Raw genomic sequence first — 24,582 nt, forward strand, 5'->3', positions numbered from 1 at the left:
TGCCCACCTGTACTGCCTGACAAACACCGGCGATACCGGTCCTGGCGAGCCGGCACGCCCCCATGGCCCCTGGAGGTGCCACGTGTCTGAACACACTGTTGTTGAGCTGAGCCCCGAAGCGATCGAGTTCGCGGACTTCATGGCCGGACTGGCGATTCCCGAGTCCGAGGTGGAGGCGATGCGCATCGTGACGGAGAGCGTCCATCTCACGGCCCGCGAGCCGGAAGGTGTCACCTATCGGGAGGTGGACGCGGGCGGCGTCCCGGGCATCTGGTGCGAACCCGTCGGCTCCAACACCGACCACGTCCTCCTGCACGGTCACGCCGGCGGCTCCGTCCTGTCGTCGGCGTTCGTCGACCGCAAGCTCGCCGGCCACATTGCCAAGGCCGCCGGGGCCCCCGTGCTGGTCCTGGACTTCCGGCGCGCTCCGGAACACAAGTACCCCGCTCAGGTGGACGACGCCGAGACGGCCTTCAACTGGCTGCTGTCCGAGGGGTACGAGCCTGGAAACATCATCACGACCGGGCACTCGATCGGCGGGTTCATCGCCGTCGCCCTGGCGCTTCGCCTCCGCGACAAGAAGCAGCCGCTGCCCGGTGCCATCGTGTCGATCTCTCCCTGGTGCGACCTCGAGATCGCCAACGAGACGATCGCGACGAACGCCGAGACGGACAAGATTCTCAGCAAGGATCTGCTGGAGCTCTTCCGGGACGCCTGGATCGGCGGCACGGGCATCGAGTTCACGGACACCAGGATCAACCTGAACCGGTCCGACCTGACCGGCCTGCCCCCGACCCTCGTCTCCTGGGGGACGTACGAGGTCCTGGCCGGCGAGGACGAGGAGTTCGCCGCTCGCGTCAAGGACGCCGGGATCGACACGGCGACCGTCGTGGTCCCGGGAGGCCAGCACTCGTACGTCTACGGTGCAGGCCGGGTCCCGGAGGCCGACGCCGCCATCGCACAGATCGGCGCGTGGGTCCGCGAGAAGGCGAAGACCTGACCGGTCCGGCTTCAGCGCCACCTGTGCGGCCACCGCACCTGCACCGCAGAGGGGTAGGTGCGGTGGCGCTCACCGCACCGGCGACGGCGCGGCCCGGAAGGTGCGCCGGTAGGCGAGCGGTGAGACCCCGATCGCAGCGTGCAGGTGTTCCCGTAGCGATGTGCCGCCGGCGAAGCCGACCTGGCCGGCAATCTCGTCCACCGGCTGGTCGGTGGTTTCCAGGAGGTGTCGTGCCCGGTCGACGCGCTGCTGGATCAGCCAGCGTCCCGGGCTCATGCCCACCTCTTCGGTGAAGCGGCGGGCGAAGGTGCGCAAGCTCATGTGGGAGTGCTCGGCGAGGTCCGTCAGAGTCATGGGCTCGTGGAGGTTCTCCAGGGCCCACTGGCGGGAGGCGGCCGTTCCGCTGGCCGTGATCTCGGGCACCGGGTGCTGGATGTACTGCGCCTGCCCTCCGTCGCGCCACGGGGGTACGACGCACATGCGGGCCACCTGGTTGGCGATCTCGCTGCCGTGGTCCTTGCGGAGGATGTGCAGGCAGACGTCGAGCCCGGAGGCGGCACCGGCCGAGGTCAGCACGTCCCCGTCGTCGACGAACAGGACGTCCGGGTCGAGCGCGACCTGCGGGAACCACTCGCGGAAGAGGTCCGCGACCACCCAGTGGGTGGTGGCCGGCCGGCCGTCGAGGAGCCCGGCGGCGGCGAGGACGAAGGCGCCGGTGCAGATCGACACGAGGCGTGTTCCGGGACGCACGGACCCGAGCGCCTCCAACAACACACCCGGCACCTCCCGGGTGACGGCGGTGGTGACGAAGGGCGGGATGACGACGGTGTCGGCCGTGCGCAGCGCCTCCGGACCGTGCTCGACGGTGATCGAGAAGTCGGAGTTGGTGCGGACCGGCCGGCCGTCGACCGAGCAGGTCAGAACCTCGTAGCGGCCGCCCACGTCGCCGAAGACCCGGCTGGGTATGCCCAGGTCGAAGGGATAGACCCCGTCGATGGCGAGGACGACCACTCGATGAACACGTGCCATGGCAGGATCCCGTCGAAAGTTGGCGATCCCGCCATGGTACTCGACGGCGGCGACGACGACGCTGGAGGCATGACAAACACCGCCACCATGCGCGCCATCCAGCAGGACACCCACGGTTCCCCCGAGGTGCTCAACGAGGTGGAGCTGCCCAGGCCCGTGCCGGGCATGAGCGAGATCCTGGTCGCCGTCCGCGCGGCCGGCGTCAACCCGACCGACTGGGGCAACCGGGCCCAGGTCAGGACCATCAACCGCTTGCCGCTCGTCCTTGGCTGGGACGTCTCCGGAGTCGTCGAGGCCGTCGGCGTGGGCGTCACCGTGTTCAAGCCGGGCGACGAGGTCTTCGGCATGCTGCCCTACCCGCACGGGGTCGGTTCCCACGCCGAGTACGTCACCGCCCCGGCCCGCGTCTTCGCCCACAAGCCCGCCGGGATCGACCACGTCCAGGCGGGTGCCTTGCCGCTCGCCGCCCTGACCGCCTACCAGGCGCTCGTCGACACCGCCGACGTCCAGCCCGGACAGCGGGTCTTCATCCACGCGGCGGCCGGCGGCGTCGGCCATCTCGCCGTCCAGATCGCCAAGTCCCGCGGTGCGTACGTCATCGGCACCGCCAGCGCAGCCAAGCACGACTTCCTGCGTTCCTTGGGGGTGGACGAGGCCATCGACTACCACACGGTCGACATCGCCGAGGCCGTCACGGACGTCGACGTGGTCCTCGACCCGCTCTCGTTCGACGCCGCCGGCCGCGCCCGCTCCCTTGCCGTGCTGCGCCCGGGCGGCACCCTCGTCACACTCCTTCCCGTACCCGTCGACCCCGCCGAGCTGGCCGACATCGCCGAGCGCGGCATCCGCTTCGAGGCCCTCCTCGTCGAGGCCGACGGCGCCGGCATGCAAGCCATCGCCGACCTCGCCGAGACCGGCGCCCTTCGCGCCCACATCGAGGCCACCTTCCCGCTCGCCGAGGCCGCCAAGGCCCACGCCCTCGGCGAGACCGGCCGCACGACCGGCAAGATCGTGCTGACCGTGGAGGAGACTCGGCAGGCACAGGTCGCCGTCGACGCCCTCGGGGCCGTGTTCGCCGGGGGCGACGCGACAATCGTCGACAGCGTCGTGCGGCCGGACTACATCCAGCACAACCCGCTCGCCCCCGACGGCCGCGATCTACAACGCGGTGGCCTTGCCGATCGCGGCTCGGAGTGTTAGAACCCAGCCTCGGGCTCGTGCTGCGACCGGCCTCGACCTCCATGGGATGCAGTGGTCCTGCCGCCCGAGCTGTTGCGTGCCGAGTCTCAGATCCTCTACCGGGGCCAGCGGGTCAGGGTCGAGCTCAGCCCGCGCCTGGCTCGGCTGCGGCTGCAGGTCTGCGCCGAGCAAACGGGCTCTACGAGGCCTCGCACGCGGTGTGGTTGGCCTCAACGTTGCCGTGAACTGCTGGCTCGATCGACGGTGTGCGGTCGATCACCCGTGGCGTGAGCTCGTCGGGCAAAGGGGAGAGTCCTGGTCCGCCGCGGTCGAGCCAGCGGGCCAGGGCGGTGGTTGCCTCTTCGCCCGCGAGGCGCTGGAACCAGACGGGCTTTGCGCCGCGGGCGCGGCCGGTGGTGCTGGGGCGGGCGACGACGACGTCACCGCGGTTGCACTCGTCGAGGCACTCGGACAGCGTCAGCCGTGCCGTGCCGTGTGCTTGAAGCCGCCGGAGCCGTGCGAGTTGGCCGCCAGGCAGCGGGTCGCGCTCGCCGAGGGTCTCACCGGCGCAGAGGCTGCAGGCGGTGAGGCCCGGGGTCGAGTCGGCGGAACGTTCGGCGGGATCGTGGGTACTGGTCACCGAAGAAGGATACCCCCATAGGGTATCTGGCCGTGTGTCGGGCGCCCGTGGGAACGCCCAGGGCCACCACCTCGGCCCGGTGACCCGGGGGTCGCGTATGGGAGGGTTCCTGGTGTGTCCGGCGGCGTCGGGTAGACCTGGCACTACACGTCGGTCGACGCCCCGACCAGCCAGCCGGTGATGAGCACGATCGCGATCATCAGCGCCGTCTCGGGCGTCGCGCTGCGGCGCAGCGCGTCACCGGAGGATCGGCCGTGCCGGCGTCGGGAGGTCGCAGCTGCCAGGAGCGGAACTATGTGGAAGTGGCTGTAGGCGCCGACGATCCCCACGACGGCCACGACCGCGACCTTGGCGAGCAGGGCCAGGCCCCAGTCGGTCTCCCAGAGCTGCGCGGGACGGTCCAGGATCGCGATAGCGAGAAGTGTGCCGGTCACGCCCACGACGGCCAGGGTCACCGCGCCGATCACGGAGAACCGTGCTCCCATCAGCGCGGCGTCCAGGTCGCGACCGTCCTGCTGCCGGCGGCGCAGGACGACCGAGAGCATGACCACTCCGCCGAGCCAGGTGGCGGCGGCTGCCAGGTGGGCGATGTCGGCCGTCAGCACCAGCCACCGGGGTTCCATGGTGTTGCTGTGCCCGTCGAGGACGAATCCGGCCCCGGCAGACAGCACGCCGGCCGCGGCGATCGCGGATCCGGGTACGGTGCGGCCAGTCCCGGCCAGGACGGCGAGCGCCCCGGCCGCCTGCAGGCCGATCACCCATCCCGTCGTTCCGGCGAGGGCGTCGGCGACCGCTGACGGCGCGACCGCGGCCGCGATGTCGCCGTTCACCAGCGTGACCGATCGTGCGGCGACACGCAGTGCCAGGCCGGCGAGGATCAGCGCCCCGGTCCAGCGCACGCCGGCGAGCACCACGGGGACGTCGACGAGGTCGCGCCCGCGCAGGGCCAGCCCTGCGAAGGCGAGACCGCCTGCGGCGACGAGCCATCCCCAGAGCGTCGCGGCGTTCCCGAACCGTCCGGCGGCATCGACGAAGGGTGGCGTCTCGTGGTCCTGCATCGATCCCATCACGTGCGCCGAGTGCGATGTCGGCGGGTCGGCATCGGTGCTGGCGCCCGGGGTGGCGCCAGGCTGGGTGGCGTCTTCGGCCACGGTGAATGCGAGGGTCCCCTCCAGCGGGTGACCGTCCTGGGCTGTCACGGTCCAGCTGACGGCATAGCTGCCGTCCGTCAGCGGCTGGCCCGGCGTGGCGACGACGGCGGTGCCGTCCTGTGCTTGCGTGATCTCGGCGTCGACGATTCCCTGTGGTCCTTCGATCACGACCGTGTCGCCGAGGGGTGTCACCGGCAGGGTGAAGGTCAGGGTGACGGCGGCGACTGCACCGCTGGACGTCGACCCGCCCGCGGGGTCGGACGAGGCGAGCTTGGTATGGGCGGCGGCCGGCGTCGCACAGTAGATCGAGATCATGATCGCTAGGAGCAGGGTGCGCGCGAACCTGGGCGCGAGAGCGCTTGTCATGGGCGGGAGGTCTTCCGTCTCGTAGTGGTGGGCACACAGCGTCGCGCCCCTGGGACGGCGACTCGGTCGCGGTCCTGCGGGGTTGATCGGTGTGCGTTCTACGTGCGGGAGATGCCCAGAGCGTGCAAGGACGGCTCTCTCGCCGGTCTCGCGCGGGGTTCGACCGAGAAGTTGAGCTGAGCGAGTGGGGCGATGAGCCGGTTGAGGGCACTGTCGGGGGGCGTGGCCAGGGTCGGCAGGTTCGCGACCACCATGAAGCACCTCGCCGTGGTCCCGTGGCACCCACAGCTGTCCTCGTGGTGATGCATGGGTAGTCCGGCCGTCCGGTCCGGTACGTCCTGGACGCAGCCCGCCGGATCGGTGGCCTGCTCTGTGACCGCCGTGGCCCGCGAGGCGTGGGTGCTCGGCGAGCCGCTCATGGTGTGCATCGAGATCACGCCCGCGATCACGACGGTGATCAGGAGCACGCAGATCGTTCCTCGCCGCTGTGCGGGGAGGAACGATCGAAGCGCGGTGATCACCAGCATGACTCGGGCAGCGTAGCCGCTGCGCCGACGGCGCGAAGGAGCGCGCTTGGTGCCCTACGACGACCTGGCCAGCATCACCTGCGACGACAGACCGGATGAGAGTGAATGGGTGACGGTAGAACGAGTGCACCTCCGCGGGCTGCTGCCCGTGGCCGGCGCGTTGCGGGTGCGCCGCGCTGCTCTCGTGGTACTCGTTGCGAGCCTGGCCGTCGCCTGAGGATGCCCGACGGTCGTGGGGGGGGGGGGGGGGGGGGCCGGCCGCCCGCCCCCGCCGGGCGGGGCGCCCCCCGGCGGGGGGGGGGGTGGCGCGGCCTGGTGCCGCGGGCGCTGCGGCGGCCCGCCCCCCCCCGCCCCCCCCCCCCCCCCCCCCCCCCCCCACGACCGTGTGTCAGCCGACCCGGATGAAGGTCGGGCTTGACTGCCAGATGCGACTGTACTTCACGGTGGACCCGGGGACCGGGGCCTCGATCTGCATGCCGTCGCCGGCGTAGATCGCGATGTGCCCTGGGCTCCAGATGAGGTCGCCCGGCTGGGCTTCCGAGCGGGAGATGACCGTTCCGGCGTACCGCTGCTCGGACGACGTGCGCGGCAGGTCGATACCGACCTGGGCGTAGACGTACGAGGTGAAGCCGGAGCAGTCGAATCCCTCCGGGCTGGATCCGCCCCACAGGTAGGGCACACCGAGGTAGCGAGCAGCGATGGACACCACAGCGGAGCCCGACGCGAACGCCGGCACGTCCCGCACGGTCGTGCGCGACGTCGTCGAGGTCCGCTGGGCCGCCGGGGCCGGCTCGGGCGCCGGTGTCACGCTCACGGTGGCCTGTTCGACCACCAGCTTGGCGTCGGGCGCCACGGTCACGACGGGGGCCGAACGGAGTGACTCCCGCGCTGCGCTGGTGAGCGCGTCGAGGTCCACGGTCGACAACCGCTGCGGAGTGTTCGCGGTCGTCGTCTCTGCTCCGGCGGGTGACGCCAGCGCCGAGAGCAGGACACCCGATGCGGCGACCATGATGGCGCCGCGCCGTGTCGAACCCTCGAGGCCCTGCGCCACGGTGCGGGCGACTGCCAGCGCCTCCTGTCCGGGACGGCGCACCGCCCGGTGCCGGCTGCGTCCTGTTCGTGTCATCTTGGCGCCGCTCACACGGCCTCCGTGATGCGCCTCGGGGTCACGTTCTGTGCTGCGGCCCGCCTCAGGGCAGCAGCAATCGCCAACTTGGTCAAGGTCTTGCCTTTCAGTCGGTGGGACTCGGTCTGCAGGCACGCCGGTGCGCATCCGCATGAACAGCCGATGGACATGGGCACCGGCAACCGAGACCTCTACGTCCGACTGATTCCCAGGGCGTGCAGGGATGGGCGCACGCCGGCAGCGTGCGACGCAGGCAACCACGATGCGATCCGGAGCCCGCCTAGAAGAGCGGGCGCCAGTCGCCACTTTGCGATGCCGGGAAGTCGCAGCGCGAGCAAGACCGTCAACATCATCGCGCACATCGCTTCAGCAGCTCCGTGCTCATGCCCGGCACACTCGCTCGCGCACGGCTCGTGCAAGCCGTCGCCCGCCGGCTCGATAGGACGTTCTCCCATCGACTTCGCAGCGCTGTGGGCGGGTTCGAGGACTGCCGCCGGGCCGACGTGCACCGTCACCGACCCGCTCATGGCGTGCATGACCAGCACTCCGAGCACCAGAGTCAGCACCGCCATCGCCACGGCGAGACCTCGCCGCGGCGCGGTGAGGACCGCTCTGAGCGTGCTGACCATGTCCGGCACGATACCCCAGTCGTGCGGCGACGGGACAGGATCGGGTCGTGACTCCGGCCTCAGGCTCGCGGACGCTCGAGCGTCGACGTGCCGGTGCGTTGGGGGTCAGTTGCGTGGTCGGCTCACACACGCTGTTCCTGTTTGCGGCGCCAGCCGTAGCGGGTCATCCCGCGGGGCTTGTAGATGTTCAGCGCACGTCGCGGCGCTCGTTCACGTCCTGGACGACGCGGTGCGGGACGGTCTGCTGCCGAGGAACCCACCCAAGGTCCGCGCCCGCCGCAAGCGGCCGGGGCAGGTCAAAGACGGTCGGACACGAACCCGCGTGATCTGGCGCTGCCGGACGTGGCGACGCTCAACCGGCTCGTGGCGACAGTGGTGGAGAAGGGCGGCACCAGTCGTGGGGTGACATGGTGCTTATGCTCGCGACGACGGGCATGCGGATCAGTGAGGTTGCCGGTCTCACTGTCGGTGACGTCGACCTGGAGCGCGGCCGCGCATCGGTCGCTCGCAGGGCAACGGGGTCTCCCGCACCGTGGGGCCCGGCGAACTTCACGCCACGCTCCGCACCTGCTCCGCGCAGGCCGCACACGGGGACGCAGGAAACACGAAAGTTACAGCAGAGGAACGGGACCGACACCTCCATGCATTTAGGTTCATCTGAACCTAACCAGTCGGCCCGCCCGGGCAGGCCGCCACGAACGGAGCATCCCCCATGCGTCTTCGGTCCACGTCGCCTCACGGCGCGATGCGCCTGAGCACCGTCTCACTCGCTGTCCTCTGTGTCGTCGGCCTGAGCGCCTGCGGGGCGCGGGTCGATGGCGGGAGTGACACGTCAGCCTCGGCCGAGAGCTGCGTCGACACGTCGGGCGACACGGTCAAGATCGGCTTCCTGAACTCGCTGTCCGGCACGATGGCAATCTCGGAGCAGACCGTCCACGACTCCCTCCAGCTCGCCGCGAAGGAGATCAACGCCGACGGAGGCGTGCTCGGCAAGGAGCTCGAGATCGTGTCGGAGGACGGCCAGTCCGAGCCCACCGTCTTCGCCGAGAAGGCCAGCAAGCTCATCACCAGCGACTGCGTCGCCGCCGTGTTCGGCGGCTGGACCTCGGCCTCGCGCAAGGCGATGCTGCCGGTTTTTGAGTCCCAGGACTCCCTGCTGTTCTACCCGGTGCAGTACGAGGGCCTCGAGTCCTCGCCGAACATCTTCTACACCGGCGCCACGACCAACCAGCAGATCGTGCCCGCGCTCGACTACCTCGTCGAGCAGGGCGCGAAGTCGCTGTTCCTGGTCGGCTCGGACTACGTCTTCCCCCGGACGGCGAACAAGATCATCAACGCCTACGCCGAGGCCCACGGCATCGAGATCGTCGGCGAGGAGTACGCGCCGCTCGGTCACACCGACTTCTCCACGATCGTCAACAAGGTGAGGTCCGCCGACGCCGACGCCGTGTTCAACACGCTGAACGGCGACTCCAACGTGGCGTTCTTCAAGGAGTACAACAACGCCGGGATGTCCGCCGACGACATGCCCGTCGTCTCGGTGTCGATCGCCGAGGAAGAGGTCGGCGGCATCGGCGTCGAGAACATCGAAGGCCAGCTCACCGCCTGGAACTACTACCAGACCGTGGACAGCCCCGAGAACACGGCGTTCGTCGAAGCCTTCAAGGCGGAGTACGGCGAGGACCGGCCCACGTCGGACCCGATGGAGGCCGCCTACACCTCGCTCTACCTCTGGAAGGCGATGGTCGAGAAGGCCGACTCGTTCGCCGTCGACGACGTTGTCGCCGCGGCCGACGGCATCACCTACGACGCACCTGAGGGCAAGGTCGTGGTGAACGGCGAGAACCACCACATCGCCAAGACCGCGCTGATCGGGAAGATCGGCGCGGACGGCCTGATCCACACCGAGTGGAGCTCCGAGGAGCCCATCGAGCCCGACCCGTACCTCGAGGGCTACGACTGGGCCGACGGCCTGTCCTGACCCGCGCCGAGACGAAACGGACCGAACAGGCCTTCGATGGACATCATCGCCCAGCTCTTCGCCGGACTGAGCCTCGGCTCCGTCCTCCTGCTCGCCGCCCTGGGGCTCTCTTTGACCTTCGGCCAGATGGGCGTCATCAACATGGCCCACGGCGAGTTCATGATGGCCGGCGCCTACACGGCGTTCGTCGTCCAGGGTGTTGTCGGCGATGCCGGCGTGAGCCTGCTCCTCGCGCTCCCGCTGGGGTTTGTCGTCGGCGGCCTGCTCGGCCTGCTCCTGGAGGCGACGCTCATCCACCGCATGTACCGGCGGCCGCTGGACACGCTGCTCGTCACCTGGGGTGTCGCGCTCGTGCTCCAGCAGGTCGCGCGGGACGTGTTCGGCGCGCCCAACGTGGACGTCAGGGCGCCGGCGTGGCTGTCGGGCGCCGTCCAGATCGGCGGGCTCGCCCTGCCCAGGACCCGCCTGTTCATCCTGACGCTCGCCATCGTGTGCGTGGTCGCCCTGGCGCTGGCCCTGCGCGCCACACCGCTCGGCCGGCGGATCCGCGCCGTCGTGCAGAACCGGGACCTGGCCGAAGCGTCTGGGATCTCTTCGCGCGCGACCGACCGGGTCACGTTCTTCATCGGGTCAGGGCTGGCCGGCGTCGCCGGCGTCGCGCTCACTCTGCTCGGCTCGATCGGGCCGACGCTCGGGACCAACTACATCGTCGACGCGTTCCTGGTGGTCGTGGCCGGCGGCATCGGGCAGATCAAGGGCACCGTGATCGCGGCGACGGCCCTGGGCCTGATGCAGTCGTTCTTCGAGTACTCGACCACGGCCTCGGTCGCGAAGGTGCTCGTCTTCGTCACGATCGTTGCCTTCCTGCAGCTACGACCCCAGGGGCTGGTCTCGGTCCGGACGAGGAGCCTCGCATGAACGTCTTCACCGCCCTGCTGCGACCGGGACGGGCCCGGACCCTCGCGGCGTTCGGCCTCGCCGCCGCCGTCCTGCTCCTGGCGCCCATGGTGCTCAGCCCGTTCCGCCTCGACCTGCTCGCGAAGTTCCTCTGCCTCGCGATGGTCGCCGTCGGGATCGGCCTGGCGTGGGGCCGGGGCGGGCTGCTCACCCTGGGCCAGGGCGTCTATTTCGGCCTCGGCGCCTACCTGATGGCCATGCACCTCAAGCTGGCCGACGCCGGCCCGGGCGGCGTCCCGGACTTCATGCTCCTGTACGGGACCGGTCAGGTGCCGGGCTGGTGGGAGCCGCTGCGATCACCGGTCTCGGCGATCGTTCTGATCCTGCTGGTGCCGGCGGGGCTCGCCGCGCTCCTCGGCTGGGCGGTGTTCACCCGCCGGGTGCGGGGTGCGTACTTCGCGATCCTGTCCCAGGCGCTGGCCGCGGCCTTCGCCATCCTGCTCATCGGTCAGCAGCAGACCACTGGCGGAACGAACGGGCTCAACGGGTTCCGCGCCTTCTTCGGCTATGACCTGGCCGACCCGCTCAACAAGCAGATGCTCTACCTGATCGCCGCCGGCGCCCTGCTCGTGATGGTGGCCGTCGTGCGCCAGCTCTCCGTCTCCCGGTTCGGCGAGCTGCTGGTCGCCGTTCGCGACCAGGAGGACCGCGTCCGGTTCCTCGGCTACGACCCGGCCGCTGTGAAGGTCGTCGCGTACGCCGTCGCCGCAGTGATGGCGGCGGTCGGCGGCGCGCTCTTCGTGCCGATCGCGGGGATCGTCTCCCCGGCCGACGTCGGCGTCGTGCCGTCGATCGGCTTCCTCATCGGGGTCGCGATCGGCGGGCGCGCGACGCTGCTCGGCCCGGTGCTCGGGTCGATCGCGGTGAGCTGGGCCCAGACCTCGATCTCCGAGCAGTTCCCGTCGGGGTGGATCTACTTCCAGGGGGCGCTGTTCATCCTGGTCATCGCGTTCCTGCCCGGCGGCCTCGCGTCGTTCGCCGGGAAGCTGCGCCGTCGTCGGGCCGCGGCCGCCCCCGGCGACGCGGGTGCCTCGGGCGACGCGGCGCGCGATCACGAGCTCGTTCCGGAGAGGAGCCCAGCGTGAGCGACATGTTCTCGACCCAGGAGCAGCCGCAGACCGAGATCGACCTGGCCGCGGCCGAGGCGCTGCTCGGGACCGATGCCGATCGCTTCCGGCACGACTACCTGGAGGTGCGCGGCCTGCGCGTCGAGTTCGACGGTTTCGTCGCGGTGCGCGACGTCGACCTGACGGTCACGCAGGGCGACCTGCGGTTCCTCGTCGGCCCCAACGGCGCGGGCAAGACGACGCTCATCGACGCGGTGACCGGGCTCGTCCGGGCTACCGGCTCCGTCAGCTTCGGCCGGACGGAGCTGCTAGGGCGCAGCACACACCGCATCGCCCGCGCCGGCGTCGGACGCACGTTCCAGACCGCCAGCGTCTTCGAGGAGCTGACCGTGCTGCAGAACCTCGACATCGCTGCGGGCGCACGTCGACGGCCGCTGACGTTGCTGCGGCGTCGGCAGGACACGCCGGAGGCCGTCGAGCGCGCGCTGGAGACGGTAGGGCTGACGGCGCTGCGCGACGTACCGGCCGGTGTGCTCGCGCACGGCCAGAAGCAGTGGCTGGAGATCGGGATGCTGCTGGTCCAGGACGCCCACCTGCTCCTGCTCGACGAGCCGGTGGCCGGGATGACCCAGGCCGAGCGCGAGGAGACCGGGGCCCTGCTGCGCCGCATCGGGTCCCAGCGGGTGGTCGTCGTCGTCGAGCACGACATGGAGTTCCTCCGCTCCTTCGCCGACTCCGTGACCGTGATGCACCAGGGGCGGGTGCTGGCGGAGGGCACGGTGAACGAGGTGCAGAACGACCCGGCGGTCGTCGAGGTCTACCTCGGCGCCCCGGCGGCGGAGTCGGGCGCTGCCCCGGCGAAGCCCGCCACGACAGAAGGAGACCTCCCGTGATGCTGGAGCTGAGCGGCGTGACCACGGGCTACGGGCGGACGATGGTGGTGCACGACGTCGACCTGACCGTCCCCGACGGCGCGCTGACCGCCGTGCTGGGCCACAACGGCGCGGGCAAGACGACCCTGCTGCGCGCCGTGCTGGGCCTGTTGCCCGTCCGCGGCGGGACGGTACGTCTCGCCGGTGAGGACGTCACCGCGCTCGCGCCCCACAAGCGGGTGCGGCGCGGCATCGCCTACGTGCCGCAGGGCCAGCAGTCCTTCGGCCAGCTCAGCGCGCGAGAGAACCTGCAGGTGGTCGCCGACGCGCACGGGCGGGCCGGACGGCGCAGGACGGACGAGGCGCTCGACCTCTTCCCCGCGCTGCGAGAACTGTTGGGGCGCCAGGCCGGGCTGCTGTCCGGCGGGCAGCGCCAGCAGCTCGCGATCGCCCGCGCGCTGGTCACCGGGCCGCGCCTGCTCGTCCTCGACGAGCCGGTTGAGGGCATCCAGCCCAACGTCGTCACCGAGATCTACGACGCGATCTCGACGCTCACCGCCGCGGGGAGCCTGTCGGTGCTCCTCGTCGAGCAGCACATCGGCTACGCCGTGGAGCACGCCGCCGAGTTCGCCGTGCTCACCTCTGGCCGCGTCGCCCACCGCGGGCAAGGCGGCGGGGAAGGCGCCTCCGCCGACGCCCGCAAGGCGCTTGCCCTGTGACCGCCCCGACGCCCGAGGAGTGCTCGTGCACCTGACCCCCGCCGATACCGAGAAGCTGCTCCTGGCCACTGCCGGGATGGTCGCACGCGACCGCCTTGCGCGCGGCGTGCGGCTCAACTACCCGGAGTCCGTGGCGCTGCTGTCCTGCTGGGTGATCGAGCGGGCGCGCGACGGCGCCGACGTCGCGACGCTCATGGACACAGGCCGCGAGGTCCTCGTCCGCGAGCAGGTCATGGACGGCGTCCCCGAGATGCTCGTCGACGTACAGGTCGAGGCCACGTTCCCCGACGGGCGCAAGCTCGTCACCCTGCACCACCCGGTCCAGTAGGAGGCCTCATGTCAGCTCACACGTCCACCGGGCCGGGTGCGGTCCGGGTCGCCCCCGGCCGCATCGAGATCAACGCGGACCGCGCGCCGCACGAGCGCCTGCGCCTCGTCGTCCTGAACACCGGCGACCGGCCCGTCCAGATCGGCTCCCACCTGCACCTGCCCGACGCGAACAGCGCCCTCGAGTTCGACCGGGAGGCCGCGCACGGGTTCCGCCTCGACGTGCCCGCCGGCACGTCGCAGCGGTTCGAGCCGGGCGCGAGCCGCCGGGTCGACGCCGTGGCCATCCGCGGGGCGCGGCGCGTGCCGGGGCTCCAGCGCGGCAAGATCGACGACGGCGCGCTCGGGCCGGTCGCCGAGCGCCCGGCCCTCGGCGACTCCGGCCCCCGAAGCCCGTCGTCCCACGACGAGCAGGGGGAACGCTGATGGCCTGGGTGGACCGCGAGCGGTACGCCGCCCTGTTCGGCCCGACCGTCGGCGACCAGGTCCGCCTCGGCGACACCGACCTGTGGATCGAGGTCACCGAAGACCGCACGGCCGGCGGCGAGGAAGCCGTGTTCGGCGGGGGCAAGTCGATCCGGGAGTCGATGGCGCAGTCGACCCGCACCCGCGCGCAGGGCGCCCTGGACACGGTCATCACCAACGCCGTCGTATTGGACTGGTGGGGCGTGGTCCGGGCCGACGTCGGGGTACGCGACGGGCGCATCGTCGCCCTGGGCCGGTCGGGCAACCCGGACATCGCCGACGGCGTCCACCCCGACCTGGTGATCGGGCCGTCGACCGACGTCATCTCCGGCGAGGGCAGGATCCTCACGGCCGGGGCCTTCGACGCCCACGTCCACCTGCTCTCGCCGTCGCAGCTGCACGAGGCGCTGGCCACCGGCATCACGACGGTCGCCGGCGGCGGCACGGGGCCGTCCGAGGGGTCCAAGGCCACCACCGTGACCGGGGCGGGGCACCTGCGCCACATCCTCCGCGCCCTCGACCCCGTGCCCGTCAACGTGCTGCTGCTCGGCAAGGGCAACACCGTCAGCGCCGAGGCGTTGGCGGAGCAGGCCCTGGCCGGCGCGGGCGGCTACAAGATCCACGAGGACTGGGGCGCCACCCCGGCCGCGCTGGACGCCGCCCTGCGGGGAGCGCAGGAGTGGGGCCTGCAGGTCGCCCTGCACTCGGACTCGCTCAACGAGGCGGGGTTCGTGCAGTCGACCATCGACGCCATCGGCGGCCGCTCGATCCACGCCTTCCACGTCGAGGGCGCGGGCGGCGGGCACGCGCCCGACATCCTCACGATCGCCGGCCTGCCGCACGTCATCCCGGGCTCGACGAACCCGACCCTCCCCCACACGGTCAACACCGTGGCAGAGCACCTCGACATGCTCATGGTCTGCCACCACCTGAGCCCGGCGGTCCCCGAGGACCTGGCGTTCGCCGAATCCCGGATCCGCGCGACGACCATCGCCGCCGAAGACGTGCTGCACGACATGGGCGCGCTGTCCGTCACGTCGTCCGACGCCCAGGCGATGGGCCGCATCGGTGAGGTGATCACCCGCACGTGGCAGGTGGCCCACGTCATGAAGCACCGCCGCGGCCCGCTGGGGAGCTCGGAGCCCGCGGACAACGAGCGCGCGCGCCGCTACGTCGCCAAGTACACGATCAACCCGGCGATCGGCCACGGCATCGACACCCACGTGGGCTCGGTGGAGCCCGGCAAGCTGGCGGACCTCGTCCTGTGGGACCCGCGGTTCTTCGGCGTCCGGCCCGACGTCGTGCTCAAGGGCGGGGTCATCGCGTGGGCCGCGCTCGGCGACCCGAACGCGTCCATCCCGACCCCACAGCCGGTGCTGCAGCGTCCCGCGTTCGGCGACGCGATAGCGGGCGACCTCTCGCTCGCGTTCGTGGCCCCGGCGGCGATCGAGGACGGGCTGGCGGACCGGCTAGGGCTGCGGCGCGAGCTGGCCGCGGTGACGCCCACCCGCGACATCGGGAAGGCGGACATGCGCAACAACGATGCCCTGCCACGGATCGACATCCGGCCGGACACGTTCGAGATCCGGGTCGACGGCGACCTCGTCGAGCCGGCGCCCGCCGTCCGCCTGCCGCTCGCGCAGCTCTACTCGATGTTCTAGGGGCGGCTCGTGAGCTCACCGCACGCCCTCTCCGTAGCGATGCTGCTCGCCGACGCGCGCCTGCCCAGCGGTGGGCACGCGCACTCGGCGAGCCTCGAGCCCGCCCTGCTGGGCGGCATGGCCGCCGATGCGGTGCCCGCCTGGCTGGTCGGGCGCGCGACGACCGTCAGCCTGGTGGAGGCCGGCACCGCCGTGGTGACGGCGCGGCTGCTCGGAGGATCGCGCGACGGGGCCGGCGGGCCGCCCGACGGCGTCCGGCTCGCCGACGTCGTGCGCGCGTGGGCGGCCCGGACGCCCGCGCCCGCGCTGCGCGACGCCGCCCGCCTGCTCGGCCGCGGCTACCTCCGGCTGGCGCGGAACCTGTGGCCGGACGCCCCCGCCATGCGGGTTCTCGCCGCGCACGACGCACCGCACGGGCAGCTCCCCCGCGCGGTCGTGCTGGGGGCGATCGCCGCAGCGACCGGCCTGCCCGCCGCGGACACCGTGCGCCTCACCGTGTACGACGACGCCCAGACGGCTGCGTCGGCCCTGCTCAAGCTCGAACCGCTCGACCCGCTCGCGCCCGCGCGCTGGGTCCTCGAAGCGTGCGCCGCGGCGGAACCGCACGTGCCGCGCGTCGCGTCGTGCACCACCCCGGAGGACATCCCGGCCTCCGGTTCCCCGCAGACCGAGGGCTGGGCGCAGGCCCACGCTCTCCTGAGCCAAAGGTTGTTCCGTGCCTGATTCCGCCGTTGATCCCGTGTCCGCCGCCGTGTCCGGTCTTCTGCCCGACGGCGCGCCGGCCCCCGCCGCCCGAGCCCTCCGCCTGGGGGTCGCCGGACCCGTCGGCGTGGGCAAGTCGTCACTGATCGCGACGGTGTGCCGCGCACTCGGCGCCGAGCTCCGCATCGGCGTCATCACGAACGACATCTACACCGACGAGGACGCGCGGTTCCTGCGGTCGGCGGGAGTGCTCGATCCCGAGCGCATCCGCGCCGTGGAGACAGGCGCTTGCCCGCACACCGCGATCCGCGACGACGTGACCGCGAACCTGCTGGCCGCCGAGGACCTGGAGCGCGACTTCGACCCGCTGGACCTCGTGATCATCGAGTCCGGCGGGGACAACCTCACCGCGACCTTCTCCCCCGCGCTCGTCGACGCCCAGATCTTCGTGCTCGACGTCGCGGGCGGCGGCGACGTCGCCCGCAAGGGCGGCCCGGGGATCGGCCGCGCCGACCTCCTCGTCGTCAACAAGACAGACCTGGCGCCGCACGTCGGCGTCGACGTCGCCCAGATGGTCGCCGACGCGTCCGCGGCGCGCGAGAACCGTGCCGTCGTCGCGCTCTCCCGCACAGACGACACGTCGGTCGCCGAGCTGCGCGCCTGGGTGCTCGGCATGCTGAACAGCTTCCGATCGGGCACGCACGTCGCCCAGGACCCAGGCCCGATGGCACCGCACTTCCACGCCGACGAGGACGGCGGCTACGTGCACAGCCACGACGAGGGCCAGGCGCACGACCACGCGCACACGCACTGACCCGCGATGCTGCGCACAGCCCTCCCGGCCTCGTCGGGCTCGCCAGAACCGAAGGTCCCGCAGGCCAGCCGGGTGACCCGGGTGACGGTCGAACGACCGGCCAGGTTCGGCGCGCCCGTACGCGTCCGGACGTCCGACGGCCTGCTGGCCGTGCGGCTCGTCGCACGCGACGGTGCGCACGCGGAGGTGGCGCTCCTCGCGAGCGGCGCCATGCTGCTCGGCGGTGACCACGTTGTCGTCATCGTGCGGGTGGACCCCGGGTGCGCGCTCACGCTGACCGACGTCGGTGGGACCGTCGCGTACGACGGCGACGGGGAGGGCTGCCGGTGGGACGCCGACATCCACCTCGGGCCCGGTGCGGGCCTCGCCTGGGCGGGGCTGCCGTTCGTCGTGGCCGCCGGCGCCGACGTGCGCCGGACCACCACAGCGCGGCTCGGCGCCGGGGCTCACCTCTCCCTGCGGGAGACCGTGGTGCTGGGGCGGTCCGGCGAGCGCGGCGGCCGCATCGTGGTGCGCACCGACGTCGTCGACGACGTCGGCCCGATCCTGGTCGAGGAGCTGTCCGTCGCCGGCGAGCACCCCGTTCCCGGTGTGCTCGGCGGCCACTCCGTGCTCGACACCGTCACCGACGTGCGCGGGTGCCCCGACGACGGCGTCGTCGACCCGACCGGCCCTGCGCCGGAGCGCACCCCCGCGCCGGACCCGGGCGACGCGGTCACGCTCCGCCTGGAACGCGGCGGGACCCTCACCCGCTGGCTCGGGCCTGCCACTCACCTCAGTCCGCTCGAACCCCCGGCGCTCGCCGCTCCCGCCCCGACGAACCCCTCGGAGGTCGCATGACCCGCACCACGCCGACCGAGCGGCACAGCGGCCGCCCGGTCCGCAGCGAACGCCGGAGCGCGACGGTCCCCGTCGTCGTCGCGCTGCACGTCGTCGGGATCGGCGGTATGGCCGTGGCCCTGCTCGTGGACGGTGGCGCCGGGGCCATCACCGCGGCCATGGGACTGGCCGCCTACGCGCTCGGGCTCCGCCACGCCTTCGACGCCGACCACATCGCGACCATCGACAACACCACCCGCCGGCTGGTCCGCGCCGACCGGGACGCGCGCGGCGTCGGGCTCTGGTTCTCGCTGGGGCACTCGACAGTGGTCCTCGGCGCGGCACTGCTCCTCGCCCTCGGCGTGAACGCCCTGGCTCCGATGCTCGACGACGAGTCGTCGGTGCTGCGCAGTGCCGCCGACATCTGGGGGCCGCTCGTCTCCGGCACGTTTCTGCTCGCGATCGCCGTGGTCAACCTCGTCATGCTGCGCCGCGCGCTGCGCGAGCGGGGCGGCGACGCCTCGGGGGCGCACTCCCACCAGCACGCCGGCGGGCCTGTCACCTGGGCGCTGCGTCGGTTCGGGTGGTCCACGGAGAGGCCGGCCCGGATGTACCTCGTCGGGCTGGTGTTCGGGCTCGGGTTCGACACGGCAACGGAGATCGGGCTGCTGGCGATCACGGCGTCCGCTGCCCTCGGCCAGGTCGCGTGGTACTCGGCCCTTCCGCTCGCGGTCCTCTTCGCCGCGGGGATGTCGATGCTGGACTCTGCTCAGGGCGCGGTGGCCAGGCGAGTCTATGCGCGGGCGGGGACCGGTGGCGCCGGCGGCGCGGGCGTCCGGGCGCGCACCCGGGTGCGCTACGACGTCGTCGTGACGGGCGTGTCGGCGCTGGCAGCGCTGGGCATCGGCACGGTGACGCTGGTGCAGGTCGCCGTCGAGCACGCCCCGTGGCCCGGCCGGGTCCCGGCAGCTTCGGTCAGCCTCGAGCCCTACGGGGTGGTGCTCACGGTGGTGCTGCTGGTGGTCTGGGGGGTCGGGCTGCTAGCCCTGCGCCAGTCGCGCCGTGAGGCGTGAGAGGACGTCGCTGCCACGGGGCGAGAGAAAGACCCGGATCACGCGGCGGTCGAGGCCGTCGACCTCGCGGTAGACGAGGGCCTTGGTGATGAGGTCGTCGACCCGGCGGCCAAGCGTCGCCTTGTCGGCGAGCACGGCCTCGCGCAGCTGGGACATCGTGAGGCCGTCGCCCGCGCCCAGGACGTCGAGGACCAGCCACTCGTCGAGCGTGTAGCCCTCAGGGCCGAGTATGTCTGCGGCGTTTCTGGCGGCGCGCCGCGCGGCCAGTACGGACTCGCGGAGCATCGCCACGGACTTCGCGCCATCCACGTCGCCGACGTGGGGCATAGCGGTGACCGTCTCACTCCCAGTGCGCATGATCGCGTGCCCTTCCTGTGTGCTCGTACACTACCGGCCAACACAGGCCGAGCCCAGGAAGAGGGGCCCATCACGGGACGGGGCGTCATGTCGGACTTCGTCATCGGTGCCCTCCTGCACTTCCAGGGCCCCGGGGGTATCTACGGCCCGTCGTGCCAGGCCGTGACGGAGCTGGCCGTCGCCGAGATGAACGCCTCGGGCGGGATCCTCAGCCGCCCCGTGCGCGCCGAGTTCCTCGACGCGGGCCAGCCGCTCCCGGTTCTGCGGCGTCAGGTGGCCCGGACGCTGACGGCGGGCAGCATCCACGCGCTGACCGGGTGGCACACGTCGGCGGTGCGCAACGCCCTCGTGCCGCTGGTGCAGCGCCGTGTGCCCTACGTCTACCCGGCCGCCTACGAGGGCGCCGAGACGCGGCCCGGCCTCTACGTGACCGGGGAGATTCCATCGGCCCAGCTCTTCCCCGCCATCTCCCGGCTCCGGGCGGAGCTCGGGGTGCGGAGCTGGTACGTCGTCGGCGACGACTACGCCTGGCCGCGGCGCACGTTCCAGGTGCTGTCCACGCAGGTCGCGTCCCTCGGGGTCCAGTTCGCCGGCGCCCGGTTCCTGAACGAGCAGGGCGCGAGCGGCGCCCAGCTCGGCGGCGTCATGCACGACATCGAGGCCTCGGGCGCTGACGGCGTGCTGATGCTGATGGTCGGGCAGAACGCGGTCCGGTTCAACCGGGCGTTCGCCCGGCAGGGCCTGGACGAGCGCATCGTCCGCCTGAGCACACTCATGGAAGAGAACATGCTCATGGGCAGCGGCGCGGGCAGCACCGCCAACCTCTACTCGACAGGCGGCTGGTTCCGGAGCCTGGCGACAGGCGAGGCTCTCGACCTCATCGGGCGCTACACCGCCCATCACGGCGTGCACGCCCCTGCCGTCGGGGCGGCGGCGGAGGCCTGCTACGAGGGCATCTTCGCCCTGCGCACCATCGTCGAGCGGGCGGGCAGCGCGGCGGTGGCCGCGACCGACCGCTCGGTCGACGGCGTCGTGTACGAAGGGCCGCGCGGCCCCATGCGGTTCCACGGCAACCACGCCGAACACCGGCTCTACATCGCGCGCGCCGAGGGATTCGACTTCGACCTCATTGGCGAGCTGTGAGAGCCAGCGCCTGTGGCAGCTCCTGGCCGCGACCGACGACGGCTGGGGCGACCTCGGCGACGCGCACGCGAGACCCCGTCGTCGTGCTGGACCCCACGCCGTAGCTTCTCGCTTCGCGTCGTCCTGCTGAGTCGTGTGGACGGCGAAGACGTACGCATCCGCCACGTGAGCGACGGTGGTGGTGTTGGTCTCCACGTGCCACGACGTCTTGCCGGCTCGTCCGGGAAGCCCGGAGAAGGCGATGACCGCCGCACCAACCGTGTCCGGGAAACCGGGTCAGGCTCCCACGGGCACATCCTGCGATCTGTACCCACCAATCGGCTCGCACAGCACCTGGACCGATCCTCGGGGTCCCGTCAAGGCCGCTTCCAGGCTCTGGAGCCTCTCGGCGAGGAAGTCGTACGCGGTGGTGCGGGCCGACCACGACGTCGTCCGATCTCGCGACGGTCTCGCCGAGCTTTCCGGACCCGATGGTCAGGCTGGCGACCAGCACGACCGCAGGAGCCTGCCCGTTGTCCGGGTGGGGGACCTCGCGGGCCCGATCCTCGGTTCGCGACACATCGACGACCGTCACGCGGCGTCGACCCGTACAAGTGCGCGGGGATTAGAGTCACGTCGTGGTGTTCCTCGAACCGAACGGCCCTGTTCTGATCACCGATGGCGGCCTGGCGACCGAACTCGAGGCGCGCGGGCATGACCTCTCGGACCATTTGTGGTCAGCGCGGTTGCTGGTCGACGCCCCCGACGAGATCAAGGCCGCTCACCTGGCCTTCTTCCGGGCTGGCGCGGTGATCGCGACGACGGCGAGCTACCAGGCGTCGTTCGACGGGTTCGAGGCGCGCGGCATCGGTCGGGACGATGCCGTACAGCTGCTGCGGCGCAGTGTCGAACTGGCCCAGGCTGCCCGCGATGAGATGGCCGGGGACGGGCGGGACCGCTGGGTGGCGGCGTCGGTCGGCCCCTACGGTGCGGCGCTGGCCGACGGATCGGAGTATCGAGGCCGATACGGGTTGAGCGTGGCCGACCTGGCAGCCTGGCATCGACCCCGCCTGGAGGTGCTGGTCGACGCGGGGCCGGACCTGCTTGCGCTCGAAACCATCCCGGACATGGACGAGGCCGAAGCGCTCATGACCGTGATCTCCGGGATCGGGATCCCCGTGTGGCTGACATTCAGCATCGTCGGCGACCGCACACGCGCCGGGCAACCGCTGGCCGAGGCATTCGCACTCGTACGGGATGCGCCCGAGGTCGTGGCGGTGGGTGTCAACTGCTGCGCCCCGTCCGACGTGTCGGCGGCGATCGCCACCGCCCGCGACGTCACCGGGAAGCCGGTGATCGTCTACCCGAACAGCGGCGAGGCATGGGACGCCCAGCAGCGCACCTGGGTGGGCACGTCGCAGCACTCCGCGCAGCAAGCACAACTGTGGGTCGCCGACGGGGCGCGGATCGTGGGCGGATGCTGCCGAGTACGCCCAGCCGACATCGACAACATCGCTCGTGCCGTGGCCGGCGCGGGCTAGCGGCCCCTGCCAGGCAGGCCGTCGAGCGCGGCATGGGCGAGCAGGCGCGCACATCGACGAGGCATGGGGGTCGGATGGAGCGCGGGTCGGGCGCATCCGGGCGCCGGTCGCGCGCCGAGCCGCACCGCGACGTCCCGGCGTGACCAGCCCGGCCAGCGTGTGAGCCAAAGCGTCTCCAATTCGTGTCCCGGAGGGTTCACGAACGGTGCTGTCGCAGGTCAGACCGTTATCACCCGGAAGCGAAGTACTTCTCGGTGTGACTTCAGGGGGTGGTCCCTGCGGGAAAGGCCTACTCCTCCCGAGCGATCCGGCGGGCGCCGCGGGCACGCGGCATCAGGGCCGTCATCCCTGGGCACTCGTGTCATACGGTGGGCGGCGACGGGTCTCCTCGCTGCGCCAGGCATGCTGTACCCATGCCGAAGACCTTGCCCTCGGGCCCCACCGTGATCGACGACGACAGCGAGGTGCGCTTCGTCGCCGGGACCGACCAGTTCGCGATCCGTCTCAAGGACGGGCACCTGCACGTGCGCGCTATCGACACAAGCGGCGGCGAGGCCCAGCTCGCCGTGATCCCGACGTCGCGCAACACCCTCAACCTGCAGATCGAGCACCCCGTCGCACCCGGGCCGGTGGCCGTGGAAGGGCCGGCGTTGCGCTGAGCGTCCCGACCCGGCCGGCCAGTCGGGCTACCGGTGCCGCGACACCGGCAGAGCCCAGCTCAGGATGCCCGCCAGGACCGTGCGCGCCGGTGTCGCGGCACGACCGATGAGGGTCTGGAGGGCAGGATCCGTGACGGCGTTCTCGCCGGCGCGTGAAGCACGGAACATCCCGAGCGTGAACTCGGCGACGCTCTCCGGCATACCGCCGTCCACGGCCTCGGCCTTCCACGCGTCGTCGTCGACCACGACGCGCTCGACCGGGCTGCCGGTCTGCTCGCTGACGATCCGGGCGACGTCTGCGAAGTCGAGCAGCTCGGGGCCTACGAGTGGAGAGGTAGCGCCGCTGAGCTCTCGGTGCTCGGTCAGCACCGCTGCGGCCGCCTCGGCCAGGTCGTCGTGCGCCGTCCAGGAGACCGGGCCGTCCGCGGGCAGACGCAGCTCGCCCGACCGCAGCGCGGCGGGCACGAAGAGCTCGAACGCGCCTGCGTAGAAGCCGTGGCGCAGCGACGTCCAGGCGACGCCGTGCGCCGACGCCCGCTCGGCGAGGTAGGCCTCGGACTCGGCGTGGTTGCGCCCCGGCGTGAAGGAGGAGGACGGCGAGGCCATCTGGTGGCTCGTGTACAGCACCCGCCGGGCTCCCGACCGCACGGCTGCGTCCAGCCCTGCCCGAGTGGCCCGGACGAACTCCCGCGGGTCCCGGATGCTGGGTGACACGACGAGCACCTGGTCAGCGCCTTGGAGCGCGTGGTCCAGCTCAGCACGGTCTGTGAAGTCACCGGCACGGACACGGACCCCGCGTTCGGCGAGGTGGGCCGCCTTGGCGACGTCTCGCACGCTCACACCGACAGTGTCGGCGGGAACGCGCTCGAGCAGCCTGTCGACGATGCGGGCGCCGAGGCGGCCCGTGGCTCCGGTCACGATGATCATGGTCGTCCTTTGCGGTGGATCAATGGTTCGACAAATACGCTACCACTGGTCGGATCATCGGAAACACTCTCCTGATATCGTTGATCCGTGCCGCGCCGACCAACACCCACCCGGACCGACAGCCGCTCCGCGGTCATCGAGGCCGCCGCTCGCCTCCTGCACGACCAGGGCGCGGGCGCGGTCACCACACGCGCCGTCGCGCAGGCCGCCGGCGTGCAGCCGCCCACGATCTTCCGGCTGTTCGGCGACAAGGACGGGCTTCTCGAAGCCGTCGCCGAACACGTGCTGGCGGGCTACGTGGCGGACAAGACCGTGGCCGTCACCACCGAGGACGGCGACCCTGTCGAGCACCTCCGCGCCGCGTGGCACACGAACATCGACTTCGGCCTCGCCAACCCCGACCTGTACGGCCTGCTCGTCACGCCCGGACGGCTCCAGCAGTCGCCGGCGATGGCCACGGGCAACGACGTGTTCCGCACCAGGGTCGCCCGCGTCGCCGCCGCCGGACTCCTCCGGGTCTCCGAGGCCCGCGCCGTCGACATGCTCCGCGCCGCCGGCAACGGCGTCGTGCTCACCCTCCTGACCCAGCCCGAAGCGGGACGCGACCCCGCGCTCGCCGACGCCCTGCTCGATGCGGTCATGGCCCGGATCCTCACGACCGCACCCGCGCCTCCGACATCGGACGCCGCGACGCTGGCCGTCGCGCTCCGCGCGGCCGTGCCGGAGCTTCCGGCGCTGACCGAGGCCGAGCGCGGGCTCATGTCCGAATGGCTCGCGCGCGCGATCGAGCGCCTCCAGGGCTGAGCGGCGGACGACCGAGAGCGAGAGGCGCCCCGGCCGGCTCAACGGTTCGGGCCGTCCGTCGAGCGGGC

General features: G+C 71.8%; 26 protein-coding genes. 18 read left to right on the forward strand and 8 right to left on the reverse strand.

The genetic code is table 11. From position 1 onward, the window contains the following. The first annotated feature begins 82 nt into the window (after positions 1–82). On the forward strand, positions 83–1,000 hold the full coding sequence (locus tag L1785_RS09000; RefSeq protein ID WP_236088901.1) for an alpha/beta hydrolase: 918 nt from the start codon (positions 83–85) through the stop codon (positions 998–1,000). Positions 1,001–1,069: 69 nt separating this feature from the next. Here L1785_RS09000 and L1785_RS09005 read toward each other — a convergent pair whose 3' ends face one another. Next, complete coding sequence (locus tag L1785_RS09005; RefSeq protein WP_236088903.1) at positions 1,070–2,029, reverse strand: GlxA family transcriptional regulator; 960 nt, start codon at positions 2,027–2,029, stop codon at positions 1,070–1,072. A gap of 69 nt (positions 2,030–2,098) precedes the next feature. Here L1785_RS09005 and L1785_RS09010 point away from each other — a divergent pair, with 69 nt between their 5' ends. Continuing rightward, positions 2,099–3,229: a zinc-binding dehydrogenase gene (locus tag L1785_RS09010; protein WP_236088905.1), complete on the forward strand. Its 1,131-nt coding sequence runs from the start codon at positions 2,099–2,101 to the stop codon at positions 3,227–3,229. 178 nt (positions 3,230–3,407) lie between these two features. Here the strand turns inward: L1785_RS09010 and L1785_RS09015 are convergent, their stop codons facing one another. The 5 genes from L1785_RS09015 to L1785_RS09035 form a co-directional block, all read right to left on the reverse strand. Then, positions 3,408–3,848 (reverse strand): hypothetical protein, encoded by a 441-nt coding sequence (locus L1785_RS09015; RefSeq protein WP_236088906.1) that lies wholly within the window; start codon positions 3,846–3,848, stop codon positions 3,408–3,410. 143 nt (positions 3,849–3,991) lie between these two features. Continuing rightward, on the reverse strand, positions 3,992–5,365 hold the full coding sequence (locus tag L1785_RS09020) for a copper resistance CopC/CopD family protein (RefSeq protein WP_236088907.1): 1,374 nt from the start codon (positions 5,363–5,365) through the stop codon (positions 3,992–3,994). 98 nt (positions 5,366–5,463) lie between these two features. Continuing rightward, positions 5,464–5,832, reverse strand: a complete 369-nt coding sequence (locus L1785_RS09025) for a DUF6153 family protein (RefSeq protein ID WP_236088908.1) — start codon at positions 5,830–5,832, stop codon at positions 5,464–5,466. Between the two features lie 448 nt (positions 5,833–6,280). After that, positions 6,281–7,018 carry a C40 family peptidase gene (locus tag L1785_RS09030; protein ID WP_236088909.1) on the reverse strand — a complete coding sequence of 246 codons (738 nt, stop codon included), beginning with the start codon at positions 7,016–7,018 and terminating at the stop codon, positions 6,281–6,283. A 191-nt stretch (positions 7,019–7,209) separates the two neighbouring features. Beyond that, a complete protein-coding gene (locus L1785_RS09035) occupies positions 7,210–7,647 on the reverse strand; it encodes a hypothetical protein (RefSeq protein WP_236088910.1) in 438 nt (145 codons plus the stop codon). A 712-nt stretch (positions 7,648–8,359) separates the two neighbouring features. Between L1785_RS09035 and urtA the strand changes: the two genes are divergently transcribed. The 12 genes from urtA to L1785_RS09095 are packed head-to-tail and all read left to right on the forward strand — an operon-like array spanning position 8,360 to position 19,104. Then, a complete protein-coding gene (gene urtA / locus L1785_RS09040; protein WP_236088911.1) occupies positions 8,360–9,628 on the forward strand; it encodes an urea ABC transporter substrate-binding protein in 1,269 nt (422 codons plus the stop codon). Between the two features lie 36 nt (positions 9,629–9,664). Then, on the forward strand, positions 9,665–10,546 hold the full coding sequence (gene urtB / locus L1785_RS09045; RefSeq protein WP_236088912.1) for an urea ABC transporter permease subunit UrtB: 882 nt from the start codon (positions 9,665–9,667) through the stop codon (positions 10,544–10,546). Further along, positions 10,543–11,670: an urea ABC transporter permease subunit UrtC gene (gene urtC, locus L1785_RS09050; protein WP_236088913.1), complete on the forward strand. Its 1,128-nt coding sequence runs from the start codon at positions 10,543–10,545 to the stop codon at positions 11,668–11,670. Before urtB ends, urtC begins: the two co-directional genes overlap by 4 nt. Positions 11,671–11,675: 5 nt before the next feature. Next, the gene (urtD, locus tag L1785_RS09055) at positions 11,676–12,545 is read left to right on the forward strand and encodes an urea ABC transporter ATP-binding protein UrtD (RefSeq protein ID WP_236088960.1); all 870 of its coding nucleotides are present in this window, start codon (positions 11,676–11,678) and stop codon (positions 12,543–12,545) included. Next, positions 12,545–13,243 carry an ATP-binding cassette domain-containing protein gene (locus tag L1785_RS09060; RefSeq protein ID WP_236088961.1) on the forward strand — a complete coding sequence of 233 codons (699 nt, stop codon included), beginning with the start codon at positions 12,545–12,547 and terminating at the stop codon, positions 13,241–13,243. Before urtD ends, L1785_RS09060 begins: the two co-directional genes overlap by 1 nt. 25 nt (positions 13,244–13,268) lie before the next feature. Then, the gene (locus L1785_RS09065; RefSeq protein ID WP_236088914.1) at positions 13,269–13,571 is read left to right on the forward strand and encodes an urease subunit gamma; all 303 of its coding nucleotides are present in this window, start codon (positions 13,269–13,271) and stop codon (positions 13,569–13,571) included. A gap of 8 nt (positions 13,572–13,579) precedes the next feature. Further along, positions 13,580–13,996: an urease subunit beta gene (ureB, locus tag L1785_RS09070; protein WP_236088915.1), complete on the forward strand. Its 417-nt coding sequence runs from the start codon at positions 13,580–13,582 to the stop codon at positions 13,994–13,996. After that, on the forward strand, positions 13,996–15,696 hold the full coding sequence (locus L1785_RS09075) for an urease subunit alpha (protein ID WP_236088916.1): 1,701 nt from the start codon (positions 13,996–13,998) through the stop codon (positions 15,694–15,696). Before ureB ends, L1785_RS09075 begins: the two co-directional genes overlap by 1 nt. Positions 15,697–15,705: 9 nt before the next feature. Then, complete coding sequence (locus tag L1785_RS09080; RefSeq protein WP_236088917.1) at positions 15,706–16,419, forward strand: urease accessory protein UreF; 714 nt, start codon at positions 15,706–15,708, stop codon at positions 16,417–16,419. Positions 16,420–16,459: 40 nt separating this feature from the next. Next, positions 16,460–17,212: an urease accessory protein UreG gene (ureG, locus tag L1785_RS09085; protein ID WP_236088962.1), complete on the forward strand. Its 753-nt coding sequence runs from the start codon at positions 16,460–16,462 to the stop codon at positions 17,210–17,212. Positions 17,213–17,218: 6 nt separating this feature from the next. Continuing rightward, on the forward strand, positions 17,219–18,052 hold the full coding sequence (locus L1785_RS09090; protein ID WP_236088918.1) for an urease accessory protein UreD: 834 nt from the start codon (positions 17,219–17,221) through the stop codon (positions 18,050–18,052). After that, positions 18,049–19,104 (forward strand): HoxN/HupN/NixA family nickel/cobalt transporter, encoded by a 1,056-nt coding sequence (locus L1785_RS09095; protein WP_236088919.1) that lies wholly within the window; start codon positions 18,049–18,051, stop codon positions 19,102–19,104. The genes L1785_RS09090 and L1785_RS09095 overlap by 4 nt, the downstream gene beginning before the upstream one ends. Here the strand turns inward: L1785_RS09095 and L1785_RS09100 are convergent. Beyond that, positions 19,072–19,431: a MarR family winged helix-turn-helix transcriptional regulator gene (locus L1785_RS09100; RefSeq protein WP_236088920.1), complete on the reverse strand. Its 360-nt coding sequence runs from the start codon at positions 19,429–19,431 to the stop codon at positions 19,072–19,074. The two genes, L1785_RS09095 and L1785_RS09100, sit on opposite strands and share 33 nt — an antisense overlap. A gap of 117 nt (positions 19,432–19,548) precedes the next feature. On the opposite strand from L1785_RS09100, the gene L1785_RS09105 reads away from it, so the two are divergent. From L1785_RS09105 to L1785_RS09115, 3 genes are all read left to right on the forward strand, one after another. Continuing rightward, positions 19,549–20,604, forward strand: a complete 1,056-nt coding sequence (locus L1785_RS09105) for a substrate-binding domain-containing protein (protein WP_236088921.1) — start codon at positions 19,549–19,551, stop codon at positions 20,602–20,604. Positions 20,605–21,221: 617 nt separating this feature from the next. Beyond that, complete coding sequence (gene mmuM, locus L1785_RS09110; RefSeq protein ID WP_236088922.1) at positions 21,222–22,124, forward strand: homocysteine S-methyltransferase; 903 nt, start codon at positions 21,222–21,224, stop codon at positions 22,122–22,124. Between the two features lie 413 nt (positions 22,125–22,537). Next, entirely contained in the window at positions 22,538–22,783 is a 246-nt protein-coding gene (locus tag L1785_RS09115) for a hypothetical protein (RefSeq protein ID WP_236088923.1), read from the forward strand. A 27-nt stretch (positions 22,784–22,810) separates the two neighbouring features. Here L1785_RS09115 and L1785_RS09120 read toward each other — a convergent pair whose 3' ends face one another. Next, on the reverse strand, positions 22,811–23,710 hold the full coding sequence (locus L1785_RS09120; protein WP_236088924.1) for an NmrA family NAD(P)-binding protein: 900 nt from the start codon (positions 23,708–23,710) through the stop codon (positions 22,811–22,813). An 87-nt stretch (positions 23,711–23,797) separates the two neighbouring features. Here L1785_RS09120 and L1785_RS09125 point away from each other — a divergent pair, with 87 nt between their 5' ends. Further along, on the forward strand, positions 23,798–24,514 hold the full coding sequence (locus tag L1785_RS09125) for a TetR/AcrR family transcriptional regulator (RefSeq protein ID WP_236088925.1): 717 nt from the start codon (positions 23,798–23,800) through the stop codon (positions 24,512–24,514). Positions 24,515–24,582: the final 68 nt, after the last annotated feature.

The organism is Antribacter soli, assembly GCF_021568775.1.
Taxonomy (GTDB): Bacteria; Actinomycetota; Actinomycetes; order Actinomycetales; family Cellulomonadaceae; genus Antribacter; species Antribacter soli.

Coding starts and splice junctions, on each gene's coding strand:
- L1785_RS09100 (WP_236088920.1), bottom strand. CDS start 19,431: ATGCCCCACGTCGGCGACGTGGATGGCGCGAAGTCCGTGGCGATGCTC.
- L1785_RS09075 (WP_236088916.1), top strand. CDS start 13,996: ATGGCCTGGGTGGACCGCGAGCGGTACGCCGCCCTGTTCGGCCCGACC.
- L1785_RS09105 (WP_236088921.1), top strand. CDS start 19,549: ATGTCGGACTTCGTCATCGGTGCCCTCCTGCACTTCCAGGGCCCCGGG.
- L1785_RS09120 (WP_236088924.1), bottom strand. CDS start 23,710: ATGATCATCGTGACCGGAGCCACGGGCCGCCTCGGCGCCCGCATCGTC.
- L1785_RS09095 (WP_236088919.1), top strand. CDS start 18,049: ATGACCCGCACCACGCCGACCGAGCGGCACAGCGGCCGCCCGGTCCGC.
- urtB (WP_236088912.1), top strand. CDS start 9,665: ATGGACATCATCGCCCAGCTCTTCGCCGGACTGAGCCTCGGCTCCGTC.
- L1785_RS09030 (WP_236088909.1), bottom strand. CDS start 7,018: ATGACACGAACAGGACGCAGCCGGCACCGGGCGGTGCGCCGTCCCGGA.
- L1785_RS09035 (WP_236088910.1), bottom strand. CDS start 7,647: ATGGTCAGCACGCTCAGAGCGGTCCTCACCGCGCCGCGGCGAGGTCTC.
- urtC (WP_236088913.1), top strand. CDS start 10,543: ATGAACGTCTTCACCGCCCTGCTGCGACCGGGACGGGCCCGGACCCTC.
- urtA (WP_236088911.1), top strand. CDS start 8,360: ATGCGTCTTCGGTCCACGTCGCCTCACGGCGCGATGCGCCTGAGCACC.
- L1785_RS09010 (WP_236088905.1), top strand. CDS start 2,099: ATGACAAACACCGCCACCATGCGCGCCATCCAGCAGGACACCCACGGT.
- L1785_RS09020 (WP_236088907.1), bottom strand. CDS start 5,365: ATGACAAGCGCTCTCGCGCCCAGGTTCGCGCGCACCCTGCTCCTAGCG.
- L1785_RS09060 (WP_236088961.1), top strand. CDS start 12,545: ATGCTGGAGCTGAGCGGCGTGACCACGGGCTACGGGCGGACGATGGTG.
- L1785_RS09005 (WP_236088903.1), bottom strand. CDS start 2,029: ATGGCACGTGTTCATCGAGTGGTCGTCCTCGCCATCGACGGGGTCTAT.
- ureB (WP_236088915.1), top strand. CDS start 13,580: ATGTCAGCTCACACGTCCACCGGGCCGGGTGCGGTCCGGGTCGCCCCC.
- L1785_RS09090 (WP_236088918.1), top strand. CDS start 17,219: ATGCTGCGCACAGCCCTCCCGGCCTCGTCGGGCTCGCCAGAACCGAAG.
- L1785_RS09115 (WP_236088923.1), top strand. CDS start 22,538: ATGCCGAAGACCTTGCCCTCGGGCCCCACCGTGATCGACGACGACAGC.
- urtD (WP_236088960.1), top strand. CDS start 11,676: ATGTTCTCGACCCAGGAGCAGCCGCAGACCGAGATCGACCTGGCCGCG.